The sequence below is a fragment of the Vibrio sp. CB1-14 genome, from assembly GCF_040412085.2.
GTDB classification, from domain to species: Bacteria; Pseudomonadota; Gammaproteobacteria; order Enterobacterales; family Vibrionaceae; genus Vibrio; species Vibrio chaetopteri.
The window spans coordinates 639,988-660,519 of sequence record NZ_CP115920.1; the positions used below are offsets into that span (position 1 = coordinate 639,988).

Genomic DNA, 20,532 nt, shown 5'->3' on the forward strand with positions numbered 1-20,532 from the left:
AGTCTAGCGATGCGCTAGTCTCGGCTGTCTTCACCCACAGTGACCGGTAAGATAAGCTCCTTGCCGTCCCGCAGCAGTTTCACGTCAACCGTAGTGCCGGGTCTCAGGTCGGTAACTAAATCCAAAACGCCTTGACGGCCATTCAGTTTATTGCCGTCAATCATTAGGACGATGTCTTGCACTTCAATACCGGCTTTGGCAGCCGGCCCTTCAGGATCAAGCCCTAGCACTATGATGCCACCAATGTGTTCATTGCCGAGTAGGCGAGCAGTGACGGAGTTAATATCTTGGCCATCAATGCCAATATAGCCGCGGATAACGCGTCCATCAGCGATGATTTTTTCCATGATTTTACTCGCCAACTGATAAGGAATAGCAAATGAAATACCGTAGGTTTCTAAATCAGTTGCTTGCTGGAATGAGGCGGTGTTAATACCAACAAGCTCACCAAGCGTATTTACCAATGCACCCCCTGAGTTACCTTGGTTGATAGCTGCGTCGGTTTGGATGAAGGCTTGAATACCGCCAGCGCTAATGGATGAGCGTCCAGTGGCAGAGATGATGCCGAAGGTGGTGGTCTGTCCTAAGTTGTATGGATTACCAATCGCCAGTACCACATCGCCAACTTTTGGTGAGTAGTTTGGATTGAGTGGGATTACAGGGAGGTTCCCCCCTTCAATGCGCAGTACCGCAATGTCGGTGCGCTGATCTTTACCAACAAGCTGGGCAGCAGCAACGCGCCCATCTTGCAGTGCGACAATGATCTGGTCAGCATTGGCGACGACGTGATAATTGGTAATGATGTAGCCTTTATCACTGACGATTACGCCTGAGCCTAGACCTTGTGTTGACAGTGTGGTGCGATCGCTCTCTTTATACTGACGACTGTAAATATTGACGACTGCAGGCGCCGCCTTGCGTACTGCTTGATTAAATGAGACTTGCTGAGATTGATCGTATTCAGGTTGCGAGACGATATTATTCGGTATGACGTTTTGTCTGAGGGAAGGTACCGCTAGTAGCACTAAGAGCGCCGTAATAAGACCCATAGATACAGAGCGGATTAAAAAGTTCAGCATTTTTCCCTCGAGTTGAATCGAAAATATAGCCGCAATGTCAGACTTAGCAAACGGTCACCTTGTTAAGTTAGTATTAACTAACTCGCAAAACGAGATAATTTTTTGAAATCAACCAAAAAAGTAAAAGACGTACAGCAGAGTTCGAAAGGATATCATTTATACCGCTGAGAATAAAAGAGCAGCCTCAACAGGGCTGCTCTATGACACAAAATTAACCAAGTTGAGTCGTGATTATCGAACGACTAGGTAGATGGTTCTGTCTCCGCGCTGAATGTTCAGTGCTAATACACCAGGTTTTTTCTCAAGCAGCTTACGCAGCTGTGCGACGTTTTTCACTCGAGTACGGTTCACGCCGATGATGATGTCATCTTTTTGCAGCTCGTATTGAGCGGCAGGAGAGCCTTCTGCAACCGATGTCACCTTGACCCCTTCAATGGCATCACTGCTGGTCGTGTTGGCAAACTCTGCTCCAGTGAGTCCTTCATGAAGCTTGTCCGCTTTAGTTGCTGATTGTGTGGACTCTTTCAGCGTCGCTTCGAAAGACTTTTCTTTGCCATCACGAACCACGCCAAGCGTGACCGTTTTGCCCGCCCCGAGAGTGGCGACTTTGGCACGTAGTTCGCTAAAGGTGGAGATTTTCTTACCATTTACCGAGACGATGATATCGCCAGCTTCCAGCCCTGCTTTGTCTGCTGCACTATCAGGTACGACTTGGCTAACAAACGCACCTTTGCTTGAATCATAGCCGAGTGCTTCTGCAAGCTCTGAGGTGACTTCGCCACCTTGAACGCCCAGCATGCCACGTTTCACCTCACCAAACTCAATGATTTGACCGGTAAGGTTGGTCATCATGTTCGATGGGATGGCGAAACCAATACCAACGTTGCCACCATTTGGTCCTAAGATGGCAGTGTTGATACCAATAAGCTCACCGTTGAGGTTTACCAAGGCACCACCAGAGTTACCGCTGTTAATAGCCGCATCGGTCTGAATGAAGTTTTCAAAGTTTTCAATGTTGAGGCCACTTCGCCCTAGCGCGGATACAATACCGGAAGTAACAGTTTGTCCTAGACCAAATGGGTTACCAATCGCGACGGTAAAGTCACCGACACGAAGCCCGTCTGAATCAGCCACTTTAATTTCTGTAAGGTTCTTAACGCCATCCACTTTTAGCAGGGCGACGTCCGACATTTCATCACCGCCAACAAGTTCAGCGTCGAACTCACGTCCATCACCAAGTTTGATGCGGATTTCTTCCGCGCCATTGATGACGTGATAGTTCGTCACGATGTAGCCTTTATCGGCATCAATGACGACACCGGAGCCTAGCCCGCGGAATGGGCGCTCTTGAAGCTGTTCTGTAGGAAAGTCAGGACCAAAGAAAAAGCGAAACTGGTCTGGCAGTTGTTGTCGAGAAACTTGTGTCCCCTCTACGGCGATGCTGACCACCGCTGGGGTGACCTTTTCTAACATAGGTGCAAGGCTTGGTAGTTGTTCACCGTTAACAGACAGTGGTAGAGCGGCCGTCGCAGGTAGTGGGGCGATGATTGCACTTAGGCTTAACGAAAGAACAGTTAACACAAGTACGGGTTTTTTCATCATAAAACTCCTCATAGGATCAGTAAGGTTTATGACTCAACGATTGTAGTAAAGTTCAGCCTTAATATAAAAACGGCCAGCGATTGATTTAATGGCTGGCCGATTCCGGTGTTTCTAATTAAGAAGCTTTGGCTGTGGTTACGGGCTCTTGAGCGATGGCCGAAGGGGCTTCGACCACTTCTTTTTTCTCTTCTCTCAATAGACCGGTTGCACCGTTAACATAATCTTTAGGTGGCTGATCAGTAGAATCGTTAGCGTCAATGACTTCTACGTTGTGTTCAGCAATTTTCTTCACAAATGGATTATCTTGCTCAGGAAGGTTAGGCATTAGCTCAGTTGAAGTTTTAGCCATGTGTTGATAAAGCTTAGTGTAGTCTTTGCCCAGCGTGTCGAGCATTTCTGCGGTTTGCGCAAAATGATCCGACAGTTCTTGTCTTTGCTGTTCTAATGCAAATTTAGCGGATTCGAGGTCTTTTTGTAGCGTCTTTTGTTTTTTGTATTGTGGAGTAGTCAGTCGGGAAATCACAATTCCTAGAATAGCACCAACTAGCAAGCCGACAATGGCATAGATCCAAGGCATAACAGCTCCTTTATAATGATTATTAACATGCGCGTTACCAAGTGGTTACACACGTCGTATAGCCATGTTACTATGAGAGTTCGAGCCAATAAAGCAAAAATACGCGCTCTTTAGCCCTTGGATCAGTGTTGCGAGTAATCCATGACGCCCATAGAAAGATATGAACACGATATTGAAACAAATGGTTTCCAGGCAGACCCTGCCCAACGCACTGCAGTGGAAGCCTTAGACAAACTACACCATCAATTTAGTGACTATTTAAAATTTGAAGCGCCTCCGCTTTCAATGATGCAAAAGCTGCTAGGAAAGAAGCCAGAACAAGCAATACCTCCGAAGGGGCTGTATTTCTGGGGTGGAGTAGGGCGAGGCAAAACCTATTTGATGGACGCATTTTTTGATAGTTTGCCGACATCGAGAAAAATGCGAGTCCACTTCCACCGCTTCATGTATCGCGTACATGATGAACTAAAACGACTTGGAGACGTTGAAAACCCGTTAGAGAAAGTCGCAGACATCTTTGAATCCGAAGCTAAAATTATTTGCTTCGATGAGTTTTTTGTCTCTGATATTACGGATGCGATGATTCTAGCGACCTTGCTACAAGAGCTGTTTAAGCGTGGGGTTGTTCTTGTCGCAACGTCCAATATCCCTCCGGAAAACTTGTATCGCAACGGCTTGCAGCGTGCCCGATTTATGCCGGCCATTTCGCTGATTCAAAGTCAGTGTGTGGTGCTAAATGTCGACAGCGGTATTGATTATAGACTTCGAACGCTTGAGCAGGCAGAGATTTACCATTTCCCACTCGATGAGGCGGCTAACCAAAATCTTGAGCGCTATTTCAATCAGTTGGTAATGGACGATCGCGTTCATGACGCTAGTATTGAGATTAATCACCGTGATGTTGACGTGTTTGCCGCCGCTGACGATGTCTTGTTCGCAAGTTTCGCACAGTTGTGTCAAACCATGCGTAGTCAAAACGACTATATAGAGATGTCTAAAATTTATCACACGGTGCTGCTGGCTGATGTGAAGCAGATGGATGCGAAACTGGATGATGCCGCTAGGCGCTTTATCGCGTTAGTGGATGAATTTTATGAAAGACGGGTAAAGCTGATCATTTCAGCCGAAGTCGCTTTAGAGGAGTTGTACACTCACGGTCAATTGGAGTTTGAGTTTAAGCGATGTATTTCGCGACTCACCGAGATGCAAAGTCACGACTATTTGGCTTCTGAGCACCTCCCTTGATGTTTTTGGCCAATTTGTCCAAAAAATAGATGATTTTTTCCGCGAGCTTCTCTATAATCCTGCGACCCACCGTTACTGCAGGCGAGTTTCTTCAAATTTTTTGAGGAACGATGCCGAGAGTTTCAACACTCGAAGGGGTGATGTATGGGCTCTTAGACAGTGGGAGCGAAAGCTCCTTAAGTGTAAATTAAATTAACGGGTTATTATTAGCATGAAAACTTTCGTTGCTAAACCAGAAACTGTAAAACGCGACTGGTACGTTGTAGACGCTGAAGGTAAAACTCTTGGCCGTCTAGCAAGTGAAATTGCATCTCGCCTACGTGGCAAACACAAAGCTGAATACACTCCGCACACTGACACTGGTGATTACATCATCGTTGTTAACGCTGAGAAAGTTACTGTAACTGGTAACAAGGCTAAGAACAAAGTTTACTACCGTCACTCTGAGTTCCCAGGCGGCCTAAAATCAATCACTTTTGAAAAGCTGATCGATCGTAAGCCTGAAATGGCTCTTGAGCTAGCGGTTAAAGGTATGCTACCACGTGGTCCTCTAGGCCGTGCTATGTACCGTAAGCTTAAGGTTTACGCTGGCGCTGAGCACAACCATGTTGCTCAACAACCACAAGTACTAGACATCTAATCGGGGATTTCGAAAATGGCAGAGAATCAATACTACGGCACTGGCCGTCGCAAAAGCTCAGCTGCTCGTGTTTTCATCAAACCAGGCACTGGCAATATCGTAGTTAACAAGCGTGAACTAGAAGTATACTTCGGTCGCGAAACTTCTTGCATGGTAGTTCGTCAGCCTCTAGAGCTAACTGAACTAACTGAGAAGCTAGACCTATTCGTTACTGTAAAAGGTGGCGGTATTTCTGGTCAAGCAGGTGCTATCCGTCACGGTATCACTCGCGCGCTAATGGAATACGATGAGACTCTACGTCCTGCTCTACGTGCAGCTGGCTATGTTACGCGTGACGCTCGTTGCGTTGAACGTAAGAAAGTTGGTCTACGTAAAGCACGTCGTCGTCCACAGTTCTCTAAGCGTTAATTTTCTCCTTACCGAGAAGATTATGCTTTCCAACTATATGTTGGAATGTGGATTCAAAAAGCTCAGCTTCGGCTGGGCTTTTTTGGTTTTATACGTCCAATAACCCTACTAAATTCAGAAACTCTGATCTTCACTCTCTCCTTTTCCCTCCTTTTGTGAACTAGCAAGCGAATTCCCGCTATAGATGTTACGAAAAGGTAGCTTTATCTTGTCAAAAAGTAGGGTTTTCTTTATCATTTGCTATCAAATAAATACAACTAAAATTCGTATTTTGTTAGCCATGCTCTACTGGTCGGAATCGATGTCTGAGCAGACTCAAGTAGCCAAAAATAATTAGTACTATTGGCTCGTTCAATTTGAAGGAAAATAGCCCAAGGAATGGTTCCCCAATGGGTTATTCCATCTAAAAGAGCAACTTGGATTCGCTCAGTATTGACCCAAAGGAGCAAATGGGAGAAATGTTGGATGAGCAATGCGCCTTTAAATAACGGTCGCAGGCGTTTCCTTACTGCGACAACTGCGGTTGTCGGTGGTTTGGGAGCAGCTGCAGTCGCCGTTCCTTTTATTAAATCTTGGAACCCAAGTGCCAAAGCTAAAGCCGCTGGTGCCCCTGTTGAAGTGGACGTCAGCAAGCTTGAAGAAGGTCAAATGGTTCGTGTTGAATGGCAGGGTAAGCCGGTATGGGTTGTGCGCCGCGCACAGTCTGTTTTGGACAACCTAAATAACCTAGCCGCTCAATTGCGTGACCCAGACTCAGGGGAAGAACAGCAACCAGAGTATGCACAAAACGTGTACCGCTCCATTAAACCGGAGTACTTTGTCGCTGTTGGTTTCTGTACCCACCTAGGTTGTTCGCCTACCTATCTTGCTGATTCCTTTAGTGAACAAGTTCAGGGTGTGAAATCGGGTTTCTTCTGCCCATGTCATGGCTCTAAGTTTGATATGGCTGGTCGTGTTTTCCAGAACGTACCAGCACCACTCAACCTAGTCATTCCTAAACACATGTACTTGAGTGATACCAGAATCCTTATTGGTGTTGATGAGGGGGATGCATAATGCAAGCGTTACTTGATTGGGTAGAAAAACGTCTACCTGCGATGAATGCTTATAAAAAGCATCTATCCGAATACCCAATGCCAAAAAACTTTAACTTTTGGTACCTGTTTGGTTCACTAGCGATGCTAGTGTTGGTCAACCAAATCCTAACCGGCATTTGGCTGACAATGAACTACGTACCTTCTGGTGAAGGTGCATTTGCCTCTGTTGAATACATCATGCGTGATGTGGAATACGGGTGGCTACTCCGCTATATGCACTCAACGGGTGCCTCGGCCTTTTTCGTTGTTGTCTACCTACATATGTTCCGTGGTCTTATCTATGGTTCTTATCAGAAGCCGCGTGAGCTGCTTTGGGTGTTCGGCATGCTGATCTTCCTTGTGTTGATGGCAGAAGCATTCATGGGTTACCTACTGCCTTGGGGACAAATGTCTTACTGGGGTGCACAGGTAATCATCTCGCTATTTGGTGCGATTCCAGTTATCGGTGATGACCTAACGCTTTGGATCCGTGGTGACTACATCATCTCTGGTGCAACGCTAAACCGCTTCTTCGCACTGCACGTGATTGCGCTACCAATCGTGCTACTACTGCTGATTGTGCTGCACGTACTCGCTCTACACGAAGTGGGTTCAAACAACCCAGATGGTATTGAGACTAAGCTTCCGAAAGGCAGCATGGGCGATGACTACAAGACGCAGTTCAAGTTCCACGACTACTACAGCAAGAAATACGACATCATCGATTCGATTCCTTTCCACCCTTACGGTACGGTAAAAGATCTCGTTGGTGTAGCTGGCTTCTTCTTCCTGTTCTGTTATGTGTTGTTCTTTAACCCAGAGATGGGCGGTTATTTCCTTGAGCCACCTAACTTTGAAGCTGCGAACCCGCTGAAGACACCTGAGCACATTGCTCCAGTATGGTACTTCACTCCGTTCTACGCGATTTTGCGTGCGGTACCAGACAAGCTACTTGGTGTTGTTGCAATGGGACTATCGATTGTATTCCTGTTCCTACTTCCTTGGTTCGACCGTTGTAAAGTTCGCTCTTATCGCTACAGAAGTAAGATTCACCTAATCAACATCATCCAGTTCACCATTAGCTTTATTGCTTTGGGTATTCTTGGTGCGCTACCAGCGACGCCAACGTACACGCTACTGGCTCAGATCTTCAGTTTAGGTTACTTCATGTTCTTCGTTCTGCTGTTCTTCTACAGTAAGAATGAAAACACCAAGCCATTGCCAGAGAGGGTGACATTCAAATGAAAAAGTGGATTGTAGTACTTTTCGCATTGCTGCCATCTCTAGCACTAGCCGCTGGTGGTAATGTAAATCTTGATAAAGCAAACAATGATTTGACGGATAAAGCGTCGCTTCAAAACGGTGCTAAGCTGTTTATGAACTACTGCTTTGCGTGTCACTCGACGCAGTATCAGCGCTATGAGCGTGTAGCAACTGACTTGGGTATCCCTGTTGATCTAGCTAAAGAAAACCTAGTTTTCGATCCAGAAGCAAAGATCGGTGACCTGATGGTTAACGCAATGCCTCAGAAACAAGCAGCAGCTTGGTTTGGTGCTGCGCCACCAGATCTTACTTTGGTTGCTCGTGTTCGTGGTGTGGACTGGTTATATACTTATCTACGTACGTTCTACGCCGATCCAAGTCGTCCGTTTGGTGTGAACAACACCACATTCCCAAATGTTGGTATGCCGCATGTTCTTGAAGAGCTACAAGGTATCCCAACGCCGATCTTCGAAACGAAAGTGGTTGATGGTGAAGAAGTTCAGGTGATTGTTGGTACTGAAACTGATGGTCGTGGTGAACTCAGTTCAAGCGAATATGACGATGCGGTACGTGACCTAGTTAACTTCCTTGAGTACTCAGGTGACCCTGTGAAACTCGAGCGTCATGCACTAGGTTGGTGGGTGATGGCGTTCCTAGTCATCTTCACTATCGTTGTAGTGCTGCTCAAGAAAGAGTATTGGCGTGATGTTCACTAATTGTGCTATAATAGCGCGTTAATTCCAATTTGTTCACAATGGAGGCCTTGCCTCCATTGTTTTTTGTAAGTATCCCGGAGGGCTCCATGGCTGTAGCTGCCAATAAACGTTCTGTGATGACTCTTTTTTCCAGTGCTACTGATTTATATAGCCACCAGGTTCGAATCGTTCTTGCGGAAAAAGGGGTTAGTGTTGAAGTCGAGTTAGTGGATGACGTGAACATCCCAGCTGAGCTTGCTGAGCTAAACCCATACAAGACTGTTCCAACTTTGGTCGATCGTGAGCTAGCCCTTTACGACTCAAAGATCATCATGGAATACCTAGATGAGCGTTTCCCTCATCCACCACTAATGCCAGTATATCCGGTAGCTCGTGGTAACAGCCGCTTAATGATTTATCGCATTGAGCGTAACTGGTACTCGCTTGCAGAGAAGGTAATGAAAGGTTCTGCAGAAGAATCAGAAGCGGCACGTAACAAACTTCGTAACGACCTACTGACTCTCGCGCCTATTTTTGCTGAGTACGAGTACTTCATGAGCGAAGAGTTCAGCCTAATTGATTGCTACCTAGCTCCACTATTATGGCGTTTGCCAGAGATGGGCATCGAGCTTGTTGGTCCTGGCTCAAAAGAAATCAAAGTGTATATGAACCGTGTATTTGAACGTGATTCATTCCTAGCTTCTCTAACAGAAGCTGAGCGTGAGATGCGTTTGGTTCGCTAGTCCTTATAGGTTTCTCTCGAGACGATGGATATTGAAAAAATGACACCTCGCCGACCATATATGCTTCGTGCATTTTATGATTGGCTAGTTGAGAATGATTTAACCCCGCATATTGTTGTTGATGCAAATATGCCGGGTGTGCGAGTTCCTTTGGAATTCGTGCAAGATGGTCAGATCATTCTTAATATTGCTCCAAGAGCGGTCGGCCAGCTTGAGTTGGGTAATGAAGCGATTACGTTTCATGCTCGATTTGGTGGTAAGCCGCACTCTGTGATTGCTCCTTTGTATTCGGTACAAGCGATTTATGCTCGTGAAAACGGTGCAGGCACTATGTTCGAACCTGAAGATGCGTATCTTTCTATTGAGGAAGAAGACATCTCAGAGCCAGAAGTGGTGACCGGTTTGTCCGTGGCCGCAGAAACTGAGCAGCCAGAGCTAAGCAGTGAAGAGCCTAACGGAGATGATGAACCGCCTAAACCAAAAGGGCGACCAAGTCTTCGTGTAGTCAAATAGCAAAAAGCCGCATTGATATGCGGCTTTTTTGTACCTCTAACACCTTACCTTTTTCTCATCTTATTGCTAACAGCGACTTTCTTCTTGCTTTTGAGACGTGTAAAAAACGTGCCACTGTATTAGACTTTAGTCTAATGCTGATTAAAACTTGACCTGTTAAGTGTAATCAGTAAACTAGGCGTTCTTGGAGTAAGGTCACACTTTTGGGTTCACATTTTCTCCTTCCTCAAGAATGGAATTTACTTTTGATTGGACAGTATTCACTTGGATGTCAATGGGTTAGGTGATAGAGGTTTGTTATGTACAATCACTTTTTGGTAAGGCTCACCGTCGGCGCTTTGGTCGTACTGGGCATCAAGTTGAGCGCATTATACTTTTTGCCTATGGTGCTTCTGCTCAACACGCATCACAAAGAATTCTTTGGATGGTAAAAATCGGGGCTAGCCCCGATTTTTTGTTTAATTCATTTCGATTTCGCTGACCGTTGGTTCGATGTCTTTCATCATATCATTGAGATATTGGGTCAGTTGCTGACGAGCTCCGTCGATGTCTTTATCGAGGGTCAGCTTCATCATCTTCTCGTGCTCTTCAAGGTTAAACAGCTCTGAGAAAGCTTTAGGTGAGTGACTTAGTGAGATGCGGCGATAGCGTTTGACTTGTCTGATGATGTCATTAAAAAAGTCGAGCATGTTCTTAGAGAAGCATCCGCTGAGCAAAGAACTATAGAAAGCTTCATGACGATCTTCCCATTCCTGCCAGTTAAAATTATCCCCTTGGAACTTAAAGCGAGATAGCTTGTGGAACTCTGTTAGGATCTCTAACTCCCAACTTTCGCTGCCTTGTTGGATTGACTTCTCTAACAGTACTGACGAGACAACCTTCAAGCTTTCATACAAATCATACAGCTCTAACTTTGAAATAGGCGCTACCCAGCAACCTTTTTGTGGTTCGAGTTTGACGTATTTAATCCACGAAAGTTGAATCAGTGCTTCTCGAATAGGAGAGGCTCCTACGTTGTACTTTTCCTTAAGCTCAGCAACCACCAGTTTTTGGTTTGGCTTGAGCTCCCCCGATAGAATATCCTGACAGATCATTTTAGCGACTTTGTCTGTCAATGTTGGGCTTGACACGTTACACCTCTTAACTCAGAAAATAAAATCTGGAAACGCACGGCGGTATGCCGTGTTGTAAAGCATGTCTGATAGTACAGCGTGTTGAAAATTTGGGCAAGAAAATTATAAAAAAAAGAGGGCGTAAGCCCTCTTTTTATAGATATTTTGTATATATCTTCGGAATTATAGTACGTGAACAGACGCTGTGTTCGTTGTACCAGATGCTACTAGAGCACCAGAAACCATAACTACGATGTCGCCTTTCTTACCAAAACCAGACTCTAGAGCGTACTCTTTACCGTTTTTGTAGAACTCATCAGTGCTGTCGATTGAATCAACAAGAACTGGACGAACACCTTTAGTCAGAACTAGCTGTGCAGCTGTCTTAGAGTTAGTCGTTAGTGCAACGATGCTTGCTGTTGGGAAGTACTTACGTACAGAACGTGCAGACTTACCACCTTCAGTAGCAACGATGATTAGTGGAGCAGCTAGCTTCTCAGCTGTGTCTACTGCACCTTTACATACTGCTTCAGTGATACGTAGGCGTGGGCTGTCTAGACGAGAACCTAGTTCAGCTTTTAGTGCACCGTCAGTACGGTTCGCGATTTGAGCCATGATAGTTACCGCTTCAACAGGGTACTTACCTTTCGCTGTTTCACCAGAAAGCATTACTGCATCAGTACCGTCCATGATTGCGTTCGCAACGTCACCCGCTTCTGCACGAGTTGGACGTGGGTTTTGAATCATAGAATCAAGCATTTGAGTTGCAGTGATAACAGTCTTACGTGCACGGTTACACTTCTCGATCATCATCTTCTGAGCGAAGATTACTTCTTCAGCTGGGATCTCAACACCTAGGTCACCACGTGCAACCATGATGCCGTCAGAAAGCTCAAGGATCTCGTCGAAGTTATCTACACCTTCTTGGTTCTCAATCTTAGAGATGATGTGGATGTTCTCGCCGCCGTTTGCGTTTAGCACGTCACGGATTTCTTTAACGTCTGCCGCTTTACGGATGAAAGATGCAGCAACGAAATCAACGCCTTGCTCACAACCAAATTTAAGGTCGTTCTTATCTTTTTCAGATAGAGCTGGAAGCTGAACAGAAACGCCTGGAAGGTTAACACCTTTGTTTTCACCAAGTGCGCCGTTGTTAAGAACTTTACACTTAACTTCAGTGTCAGTTGTAGAGATAACTTCCATTTCGATTAGACCGTCGTCTACTAGGATAGTGTTACCAGCAGAAAGGTCTTTTGCGAAACCTGCGTAAGTTACAGCAACAGTGTCTTTGTTACCTACAACAGCGATGTCAGTTGTGAAAGTGAATTCTTGACCAGCTACTAGATCAACGTCGTTGCCGCCTTCTAGCTTGATAGTACGAATTTCTGGACCTTTAGTGTCTAGAAGAATTGCAAGTTGCTTACCTACGTTTGCCATTACTTCACGGAAGTTAGCAATACGAGTGCCGTGCTCTTCGTAGTCACCGTGAGAGAAGTTTAGACGCATAACGTTCATGCCAGCGTTTACAAGCTCAGTTAGCTTCTCTACTGATTCAGTTTTAGGGCCAATCGTACATACGATTTTGGTCTTTTTCATGGAAGATACTCTCCGGTAAATATTATTACAATTTGAAAGTTAGTATTAGTCTCTCTAGAAGGCTAGGGATGCCCACAAATAATTCACGTGAGCTATCAATCTTTTCTCTAGTTTCGCTTCTTCTAGAAGTGAAAGTCTTTCATCAAGTTTAGTCATTTTATGACTAAATGAGGCGCTTTCTAGGCCACTTTTTTGGCCGCTTACTAGGGTAATTCAGTAAGATTGCAAAAAAATAACCGCTAATTCTGTAATTTTTTTTCTTTTCGGGCACGAATTCTACCACCGAATTGATCGGATTTCACTGTGCATAAGTTGTTTTAGAGCAAGGTTTCGGCGCTTAAGATTTAATTTTTGGATCAAAATAAATAAACCGGATGAATCGACACCATTTGGTAACTTTTTTTCAAAATGGTTACCAATACGGTACATAATCCTGTCCATTGAAGAGGCTCATTGCTGGTGATATTGTGTACTCAGCATGGCTGTTTACTGTTCAAAAAGAGCCAGTTGGGATCGAGAGGTGCAGTAAAATATGGCTTCAAATCACATCAAATGTGTAATTTTTGATTGTGACGGTACGCTTATCGATAGCGAACGTCTATGTATACAGGCAATCGTCGAAGTACTTGAGGGTGTTGGCGTTCATGTTGATTATGTGAACGTGAAAGATCAGTTCCAAGGGGTGAAGCTTGAAAAGATTTTTGGCGAACTTATCGCTGGTAGTTCATTGCTTAGTGATGATGGCTTAACAGGACTTGTTCGGCACTATCGTCAGCGCTGTCAGGAGCTGTTCACTGAGCAGCTAACGGTCATTGATGGCGTTTATGAGGTTTTAAATGAGCTCAAAGCCAACAACATTGCGATATGCATAGCGTCAAATGCCCCTCACGAAAAGATGGCGTTCACCCTGCCGCTGACAAAACTCGACCACTATTTCGAGGGCACGGTGTACAGCGCAATAGACGCACATGCCTGGAAGCCAGATCCTAAACTTCTGCACTTTGTCATGGACAAAATGCAAGTGAGAGCAGAAGAGTGTCTATTTATTGACGACTCTCTTGTCGGTGTTCAAGCAGGCATAGGCGCACAAGTAACCACCTTGTATTTCTCACATGCAGAGCCTCATAAAAAGATTGAAATCGATAGCCCTTACCTACACTACATTTCCGATATAAGACAATTGCTATCCTTTGTTCAATGATTTTCAAAGCATAGGTCAGTTGTGCTTGTCTGGGCGATTGGCAGATTGGTTGAGTAACTGATTAGCGGCGAGTAATTTGCTACGCATGCTGACAACAGATGCATCCAGTATGTCGATAGCCCATAGCGGTAACTTATCTGAGATGGAATAAAACGCCCATTGTCCTCGGCGTCGATCACTAACCACCCCACAGTTTCTAAGCACGCCAAGCGCTCTGGAGATCTTTGGCTGAGATTCTTGCAGCGCGTCGCACAACTCACCCACGCTGAGTTCCACTTCGGTAAATATCATTAAGGTGATGAGAAGCCTTGTTTGGTCGCTCAGACACTTATGAATCACCAGTGGGTCAAAATCTAAATCATTGCTGTCACTGTGCACGGCCACAAACAGTTCGATTCGCTTGTACAGGTCATATAAAGAGGCGTCAAAAGAAGTCTCTGATAAAGAGGTGGGGGAGGGAAGATCCCAAAACAGGCTCTCTTGGCTGTTTTCAAATACCCCGCATTCCTTATGCGCCGAGGAACATAGCGTGATGACATAATCAAAATGCTGTCCGTCGAACTCTTCTACCGACTTTGAGCGCAGACCCCCGCTATCAAAACCAGACTCTTTGAGTGTTGTTAGCGTTCTATTGTCGACATGACTTGGATTGCTACCAGCGCTAAATGCTTGGTATTGATCCGCATAATCTCTGTTGACGATCGCCTCTGCGAGCTGCGAGCGTGCCGAGTTTCCTCTGCAAACAAAGAGTATTTTTTTTGTCATGGTGTCCTCATCAAATCGGCTTGTACTAGCGCACACAATATTATGAAAGCTTATCGGTGCGAATGAAAGCATTGTATACCTCTGTTGTCCCTCAATCGTTTTAACCTGTATCGGCTACATTCTGTAAGAATCTTTTATGACAGTATAAAAAGATCCTTGACTCGCTCGTGATATTTTTTAATATATACGCATATCCATATATGAGTATTTAAAGATGCTTCCACATGAGTTTTTTAAATTGATGTCTGATGAAACCCGTATTCGAACCCTACTTTGGGTATCGGCCAACGGCTCTGTCTGTGTCAACGATCTGGTGGAGGCATTGGGAGAGAGCCAACCTAAGGTATCGAGGCACCTTGCTATGCTACGACAAGCTGGTGTGCTCAAGGATACGAGGCAAGGGCAGCATGTCTTTTACAGCTTAGCTGAAGGATTGCCGGGTTGGCTTTATCGAACATTGAAAGGGCTTGAGCAATCGAACTGTTTGCAAAGCGCTTATCAACTAAACTTTAACGAGCTTGCGTCATCATCAAACGATGCCTAGGGCTTGACGGTACAACCGAATATTTTACGTAATTAAGAGATTAAGTTATGGCGATTAAAGTAGGTATTAACGGATTTGGTCGAATTGGCCGTTTGGCGCTTCGCGCAGCATTTGATTGGGACGAGCTAGAGTTCGTATTGATCAATGACGTTGCAGGTGATGCAACCACACTAGGTCACTTATTGGAGTTCGATTCAGTGCAAGGCACATGGCACCACGGCGTAACCGTGGAAGGTGATGAGCTTGTGGTGAACGGCAAGCGTATTAAGACGACTCAAGAGCGTGATATCGACGCGATTGATTGGTCTGGTTGCGACGTTGTGATTGAAGCAACAGGTGTGCACCGTAAAACCAAATTCCTAAACAAATACCTCGACCAAGGCGTTAAACGTGTTGTGGTATCCGCGCCAGTGAAAGAAGAAGGCATTGCCAACATCGTTGTCGGTGTGAACGATGAAATCTTTGATGCAGCAGCTCACCGAATCGTGACAGCGGCGTCTTGTACTACAAACTGTATCGCTCCAGTGGTGAAAGTGATCCACGAGAAACTCGGTATTGAACAGTCGTCGTTCACGACTATCCACGATCTAACGAATACCCAGACTATCCTTGATGCGCCGCACAAAGATCTGCGCCGTGCTCGTGCATGTGGTATGAGCCTTATCCCAACTACGACGGGCAGCGCAACAGCGATTGTTGAGATTTTCCCTGAGCTAAAAGACAAGATCAATGGTCACGCGGTTCGTGTACCTCTAGCAAATGCGTCACTAACGGATATCATTTTTGACGTGAAGCGTGATACAACGGCTGAAGAAGTCAACGCGCTACTGAAAGAGGCATCACAAGGCGAGCTAAAAGGTATTCTTGGTTTTGAAGAGCGTCCACTTGTGTCTATCGATTATCGTGGCGACCAACGCTCAACTATCGTCGATGCGCAATCGACTATGGTGGTCGGTACTCGCATGGTGAAAATCTACGCGTGGTATGACAATGAAATGGGCTATGCAACACGCACAGCTGAATTGGTTCGTAAAGTCGGTCTAGCGGGGTAATGATGATGCATCCAACATGGGAATTAAACGTAGATAACGCAGCGTTAGTGCTAACGCCTTGTCCAGGTACCAAAGAGGCGTCGTTAGACGACTCATTAGCGCAACTTAAAGAGCAAGGTGTCACGGTTATCGTGACTGCTCTGGATAATCACGAGATGGCAGAAGCAGGCGTGGCTGAGCTTGGAGAAAAAGCACAGGCGCTAGGCATCAAGTGGTTCCAAACGGCAATTGAAGATGACCGAGCGCCTGGCGCTGAGTTTGCTGCTAACTGGAAAGCGATCTCTCCAGAGCTTCATCAAGCAATTGAAGCGGGCGAGAAAATTGTGATGCACTGCATGGGCGGCTCTGGTCGTACTGGCCTTCTTGCTGCAAACCTTTTGCTTGAGAAAGGTTGGGAACTTGAGACCATTCGCCGTGAAGTTCAGGCGCTACGCCCGGGCGCTTTCACAAAGCAGCCGCAAATTGACTACGTAGAGAAGCTTGCTGCGACTTTCTAACCCGAGTCTCCTTAGCGAGTAAAATCAGCGAGTAAAGCCCTCTGATGAGGGCTTCTATTCCTGAACCCTTATCCCTGTTATTAGGCAGAATAATTATGTTGTCTAACCTTAGCAAAAGCGTTCGCCAGTATATGCTGGTGACCTTTAACTACTGGAATTTCACCATTACCGATGGTGCCTTGAGAATGCTGGTGGTGCTTTACTTCCACGATCTCGGCTACAGTTCACTCGCCATTGCCTCACTGTTTCTTTTCTATGAGTTCTTTGGTGTGGTTACCAACCTTATTGGTGGATGGTTAGGGGCGCGTTTAGGCCTTAACCGAACCATGAACGTTGGTCTCGGGATGCAGATCTTTGCATTGTTAATGCTGGCCGTCCCGAGTGCTTGGTTAACCATCCCGTGGGTGATGGCGGCACAAGCGCTATCAGGTATTGCTAAGGATCTGAACAAGATGAGTGCCAAAAGTGCCATCAAGACCTTGGTTCCTGATGAGCAGCAAGGGGCGCTTTACAAATGGGTAGCCATTCTGACAGGTTCTAAGAATGCACTGAAAGGCGCAGGCTTCTTTATCGGTGGCTTATTGCTGTCTGTCCTGGGTTTCCAGTATGCCGTTGCAGCCATGGCGGCGGTACTGACACTGGTGTTTATTGGTAGCGTTATCAGCTTAGAAAGTGATATGGGTAAGGCAAAAGCTAAGCCTAAGTTTAAGCAGATCTTCTCTAAGTCAGAAAGTATCAATATCTTATCCGCTGCGCGTATGTTCCTGTTTGGCGCACGTGATGTTTGGTTCGTAGTTGCCTTACCAATTTATCTTGGTTCTGTCTTTGGTTGGGATCATACCTTGGTAGGGGGATTTCTTGCGCTATGGGTCATCGCTTATGGCTTTGTCCAAGGTGTTGCACCAAAGGTTACCGGCAAGGCGCAGGGCAGAGTGCCAGATGGCAGTGCTGCCATGTGGTGGGCGTTAGCATTAGCCGTGGTGACAGGAATTATTGCATATTGTGTTCAGATGCAGTGGTATCCGCAAGTGGTTATTGTTGTGGGGCTATTGATTTTTGGCGCTATCTTTGCGGTCAACTCATCCTTACACAGCTATTTGATTGTGAGTTATGCAAAAGGCGATGGCGTGTCGATGGACGTTGGCTTCTACTACACGGCTAACGCGATGGGTCGTTTAATTGGCACCGTGTTGTCTGGTTGGGTGTTCCAAATGGCGGGTTTAGCGGCTTGCATGTGGGTGTCGTTTGCCTTCTTGGTACTGACGACTATTATCTCCATTAGCTTGCCAGGCGCGCCTAAAGCGGTTGCAGGATAACGGAATTGAATCAAAAAAAAAGAGTTAATCGTTAAAAGACGATTGACTCTTTTTCGTTTCAGGCGTATGTTAATCGTCAAAAGACGATAGGGGATACACAGTGACCAGTTGTAGTGTTGAAAATCCAGACATGTTTATCGCGACTGAGCAGCAGTTAGCCACAGAAAAAAAGCTAGCCGTACAAGCGAAGGCTTTGTCGCATCCTGCACGTATCCGAATTATCCGTATTCTGTCTGATTTAGAGCGTGCTGGTGGTTGTTTGAACAGTGACCTTGTATCGCAGTTGGGTCTTGCCCAATCAACCGTCTCTGAGCATTTACGCATACTTAAAGTGGCGGGGTTTATTAGTGCAGAATCAACACCACCGAAAGTCTGCTATCGTATTCAGCGTGATGCGTTAAACGAGTTTTCTTCGTTGACCTTATCAGCATTTGATTAGGCCAATTCGAATTAATAATATCATTGAGTCGGCATTGCGGACTTTTATTACCACTGAATTATCGTTATTCGACGATTAACGATGTTGGAGAGTTACCATGTCTCAGCTAGCCATTGAGCAACCAAAAAAATTGGGGTTTCTGGATAGATTCCTAACCTTGTGGATCTTCTTAGCTATGGGGTTCGGCGTACTATTGGGCGTCGCTTTTCCTAGCCAAATCGAAAGCTTGAATGAGTCAATGACGATTGGTAGTACCAACATACCGCTTGCTATTGGTCTTATCTTGATGATGTACCCACCGCTTGCCAAAGTGAACTACGGCTTGATGGGCAAAGTGCTGCAAGATAACCAAGCTGTTACTCTCTCATTGGTGATGAACTGGTTGGTCGGGCCAATCTTGATGTTTGTGCTCGCTCTAATCTTCCTTGGCGATGAGCCTAGCTTAATGACAGGCGTTATCTTAATTGGCCTAGCACGCTGCATTGCTATGGTGTTGGTGTGGAATGATATTGGTGGCGGTAATAAAGAATATGGTGCAGCGTTAGTCGCTCTAAATAGTGTATTCCAAATTATCACTTATAGTTTCTTGGCATGGCTATTCATCACTGTGTTGCCACCTATATTCGGTTTTCAAGGCCAAGTGGTGGAAATCTCGATGGGAGAGATTGCTGAGAGTGTGCTGATTTATCTTGGTATTCCATTTTTGGCTGGCTTTTTAAGCCGCAAGATCTTAGTCGCGAAAAAAGGCGAGCAGTGGTACAACGAGACGTTTATTCCGGCGGTATCACCTATCACGCTTATCGCATTGCTAGCCACCATTGTGCTGATGTTCAGTCTCAAGGGGGAAATGATGGTTGAGCTCCCAATGCAAGTGGTTCGTGTCGCTGTTCCGTTGACTATCTATTTCTTCTTGATGTTCTTTGTGAGCTTCTTTGTGGCGAAAAAGATGGGCGTGCCATTCGATAAGAATGCGTCGATCGCTTACACCGCAACAGGAAACAATTTTGAACTGGCTATTGCTGTTGCGATTGCCGTATTTGGTTTGAACTCACCAGAGGCGTTTGCGGGCGTGATTGGCCCCCTAATTGAAGTGCCGGTGCTGATTGCATTAGTGAACTTTACCTTAAAAATGAAGTCACGCTATAACGCGTAATGACAATAGAAAATGGAGCGTTTTCGCTCCATTTTTTGTATTTAAGACGGATTTTTTGAATTGACAGAACGCTTGGTATGCTTGGATTGGTACATAGCGAGATCGGCTTTTTTTAATGTGATGCGTAAGCTGGTTTGGTAGGGGGCATAACCGATGCTGTGACAAAGCATGGGGTACTGAACAAAGTTATCTCGAAACAATACGGAGAGCTTATCTAGCGCTTGGTTTAGCCTTGCTTCATCCTTATCGTGGGTTAAAACCACAAACTCATCACCACCATATCGAACTAAAATGTCCTGTCCGGAGAAAGCTTGGCGCAAGCAGCGTGCGAATCGCATCAATACGATGTCTCCCTCACTGTGGCCTGAACTATCGTTAACGTGTTTGAAGTTATCAAGGTCGATCACCACACAAAAACCAGAATGCCAATTCACAGAGCTAAGGTAGGCGAGGTTGTGCAGCTTGGTGAGGGGATCGGTGTACGCTTTTTTTTCCAAAAACTTTACTTCATGGTGTAAGTCGGACACATCAAAGCTGGTGGTGTAAATGTAAGGTTCGCCATCAATGTACACTTTAAACTTGAGTACATTGAAGTAAGAGACAGAATCTAGACCTTGAAACGTAAGAATTTTCGGCGCACATTGCCCCGCTTCAAGGTATTCCAAGCTGGCATCGTGGCACTCATTGAGCATATCTCCGACATTGCTTGGTACGAGTTTGGCCAATTGATTGGCATTGAGGCCTATAGGATCTGCATCAGAGTATTGGCGTAACCATGCAGTGAATCGGTCGTTTAGGTAAACGTATTGGTGCTGCGCATTGCGAATAGAAAGAAAGCCAGGGAAATGGCGAAATAGCGCCAACGCCTGTTGGTACGTCAAATCTGTCACTGCAAAATCTCATCGTTTCTTTCAACCTCGAAAGCGTTTGGCTATCGGAAGTTTTTGAAAGAGTTATAGTTTTTGAGTGCTTTCTATCATGCCCTTTGCATAAGAACTGTGATGCTTATCATTCTG

Annotated in this window: 22 protein-coding genes; 15 read left to right on the forward strand and 7 right to left on the reverse strand. The window is 45.5% G+C overall.

Annotated features, from left to right (window positions below; genetic code table 11):
- Window positions 1–14 precede the first annotated feature (14 nt).
- From degS to zapG, 3 genes are all read right to left on the reverse strand, one after another.
- Window positions 15–1,079 carry an outer membrane-stress sensor serine endopeptidase DegS gene (degS, locus tag PG915_RS02930; RefSeq protein ID WP_042501093.1) on the reverse strand — a complete coding sequence of 355 codons (1,065 nt, stop codon included), beginning with the start codon at window positions 1,077–1,079 and terminating at the stop codon, window positions 15–17.
- 231 nt (window positions 1,080–1,310) lie between these two features.
- The gene (locus PG915_RS02935; RefSeq protein ID WP_353498653.1) at window positions 1,311–2,678 is read right to left on the reverse strand and encodes a Do family serine endopeptidase; all 1,368 of its coding nucleotides are present in this window, start codon (window positions 2,676–2,678) and stop codon (window positions 1,311–1,313) included.
- Between the two features lie 118 nt (window positions 2,679–2,796).
- Window positions 2,797–3,258: a Z-ring associated protein ZapG gene (gene zapG, locus PG915_RS02940; protein WP_353497796.1), complete on the reverse strand. Its 462-nt coding sequence runs from the start codon at window positions 3,256–3,258 to the stop codon at window positions 2,797–2,799.
- A 141-nt stretch (window positions 3,259–3,399) separates the two neighbouring features.
- Between zapG and zapE the strand changes: the two genes are divergently transcribed.
- From zapE to sspB, 8 genes are all read left to right on the forward strand, one after another.
- Window positions 3,400–4,503: a cell division protein ZapE gene (zapE, locus tag PG915_RS02945; RefSeq protein ID WP_353497797.1), complete on the forward strand. Its 1,104-nt coding sequence runs from the start codon at window positions 3,400–3,402 to the stop codon at window positions 4,501–4,503.
- A gap of 211 nt (window positions 4,504–4,714) precedes the next feature.
- Complete coding sequence (gene rplM, locus PG915_RS02950; RefSeq protein WP_234494550.1) at window positions 4,715–5,143, forward strand: 50S ribosomal protein L13; 429 nt, start codon at window positions 4,715–4,717, stop codon at window positions 5,141–5,143.
- Window positions 5,144–5,158: 15 nt separating this feature from the next.
- The gene (gene rpsI, locus PG915_RS02955) at window positions 5,159–5,551 is read left to right on the forward strand and encodes a 30S ribosomal protein S9 (RefSeq protein ID WP_042501109.1); all 393 of its coding nucleotides are present in this window, start codon (window positions 5,159–5,161) and stop codon (window positions 5,549–5,551) included.
- 465 nt (window positions 5,552–6,016) lie between these two features.
- Window positions 6,017–6,607 (forward strand): ubiquinol-cytochrome c reductase iron-sulfur subunit, encoded by a 591-nt coding sequence (gene petA, locus PG915_RS02960; RefSeq protein WP_042501112.1) that lies wholly within the window; start codon window positions 6,017–6,019, stop codon window positions 6,605–6,607.
- Window positions 6,607–7,872 carry a cytochrome b gene (locus tag PG915_RS02965; RefSeq protein WP_353497798.1) on the forward strand — a complete coding sequence of 422 codons (1,266 nt, stop codon included), beginning with the start codon at window positions 6,607–6,609 and terminating at the stop codon, window positions 7,870–7,872. The genes petA and PG915_RS02965 overlap by 1 nt, the downstream gene beginning before the upstream one ends.
- Window positions 7,869–8,606 carry a cytochrome c1 gene (locus PG915_RS02970; RefSeq protein ID WP_353497799.1) on the forward strand — a complete coding sequence of 246 codons (738 nt, stop codon included), beginning with the start codon at window positions 7,869–7,871 and terminating at the stop codon, window positions 8,604–8,606. The genes PG915_RS02965 and PG915_RS02970 overlap by 4 nt, the downstream gene beginning before the upstream one ends.
- 86 nt (window positions 8,607–8,692) lie before the next feature.
- Complete coding sequence (gene sspA / locus PG915_RS02975) at window positions 8,693–9,328, forward strand: stringent starvation protein SspA (RefSeq protein ID WP_338163482.1); 636 nt, start codon at window positions 8,693–8,695, stop codon at window positions 9,326–9,328.
- Between the two features lie 24 nt (window positions 9,329–9,352).
- Window positions 9,353–9,841, forward strand: a complete 489-nt coding sequence (sspB, locus tag PG915_RS02980; protein ID WP_353497800.1) for a ClpXP protease specificity-enhancing factor — start codon at window positions 9,353–9,355, stop codon at window positions 9,839–9,841.
- Between the two features lie 458 nt (window positions 9,842–10,299).
- On the opposite strand, the gene PG915_RS02985 is transcribed toward sspB, so the two are convergent.
- Both PG915_RS02985 and pykF read right to left on the reverse strand, forming a co-directional pair.
- Window positions 10,300–10,971 (reverse strand): GntR family transcriptional regulator, encoded by a 672-nt coding sequence (locus PG915_RS02985; protein WP_353497801.1) that lies wholly within the window; start codon window positions 10,969–10,971, stop codon window positions 10,300–10,302.
- A gap of 165 nt (window positions 10,972–11,136) precedes the next feature.
- Window positions 11,137–12,549: a pyruvate kinase PykF gene (pykF, locus tag PG915_RS02990; RefSeq protein WP_353497802.1), complete on the reverse strand. Its 1,413-nt coding sequence runs from the start codon at window positions 12,547–12,549 to the stop codon at window positions 11,137–11,139.
- A gap of 532 nt (window positions 12,550–13,081) precedes the next feature.
- Here pykF and PG915_RS02995 point away from each other — a divergent pair.
- Window positions 13,082–13,750: an HAD-IA family hydrolase gene (locus PG915_RS02995; RefSeq protein WP_353497803.1), complete on the forward strand. Its 669-nt coding sequence runs from the start codon at window positions 13,082–13,084 to the stop codon at window positions 13,748–13,750.
- A gap of 15 nt (window positions 13,751–13,765) precedes the next feature.
- On the opposite strand, the gene PG915_RS03000 is transcribed toward PG915_RS02995, so the two are convergent.
- Complete coding sequence (locus tag PG915_RS03000) at window positions 13,766–14,515, reverse strand: metalloregulator ArsR/SmtB family transcription factor (protein WP_353497804.1); 750 nt, start codon at window positions 14,513–14,515, stop codon at window positions 13,766–13,768.
- A 214-nt stretch (window positions 14,516–14,729) separates the two neighbouring features.
- Between PG915_RS03000 and PG915_RS03005 the strand changes: the two genes are divergently transcribed.
- The 6 genes from PG915_RS03005 (at window position 14,730) to arsB (ending at window position 19,516) form a co-directional block, all read left to right on the forward strand.
- Window positions 14,730–15,059, forward strand: coding sequence for a metalloregulator ArsR/SmtB family transcription factor (locus tag PG915_RS03005; protein WP_112459474.1), 330 nt, complete (start codon window positions 14,730–14,732; stop codon window positions 15,057–15,059).
- A gap of 47 nt (window positions 15,060–15,106) precedes the next feature.
- Entirely contained in the window at window positions 15,107–16,111 is a 1,005-nt protein-coding gene (locus PG915_RS03010) for an ArsJ-associated glyceraldehyde-3-phosphate dehydrogenase (RefSeq protein ID WP_353497805.1), read from the forward strand.
- A 2-nt stretch (window positions 16,112–16,113) separates the two neighbouring features.
- Window positions 16,114–16,608 (forward strand): cyclin-dependent kinase inhibitor 3 family protein, encoded by a 495-nt coding sequence (locus PG915_RS03015; protein ID WP_353498654.1) that lies wholly within the window; start codon window positions 16,114–16,116, stop codon window positions 16,606–16,608.
- 95 nt (window positions 16,609–16,703) lie between these two features.
- Window positions 16,704–17,924: an organoarsenical effux MFS transporter ArsJ gene (arsJ, locus tag PG915_RS03020; RefSeq protein WP_353497806.1), complete on the forward strand. Its 1,221-nt coding sequence runs from the start codon at window positions 16,704–16,706 to the stop codon at window positions 17,922–17,924.
- Between the two features lie 130 nt (window positions 17,925–18,054).
- Window positions 18,055–18,363, forward strand: a complete 309-nt coding sequence (locus tag PG915_RS03025) for an ArsR/SmtB family transcription factor (protein WP_353498655.1) — start codon at window positions 18,055–18,057, stop codon at window positions 18,361–18,363.
- Window positions 18,364–18,460: 97 nt separating this feature from the next.
- Window positions 18,461–19,516 carry an ACR3 family arsenite efflux transporter gene (arsB, locus tag PG915_RS03030; protein ID WP_353497807.1) on the forward strand — a complete coding sequence of 352 codons (1,056 nt, stop codon included), beginning with the start codon at window positions 18,461–18,463 and terminating at the stop codon, window positions 19,514–19,516.
- Window positions 19,517–19,557: 41 nt separating this feature from the next.
- On the opposite strand, the gene PG915_RS03035 is transcribed toward arsB, so the two are convergent.
- Window positions 19,558–20,406 (reverse strand): GGDEF domain-containing protein, encoded by an 849-nt coding sequence (locus tag PG915_RS03035; RefSeq protein ID WP_353497808.1) that lies wholly within the window; start codon window positions 20,404–20,406, stop codon window positions 19,558–19,560.
- Window positions 20,407–20,532 lie beyond the last annotated feature (126 nt).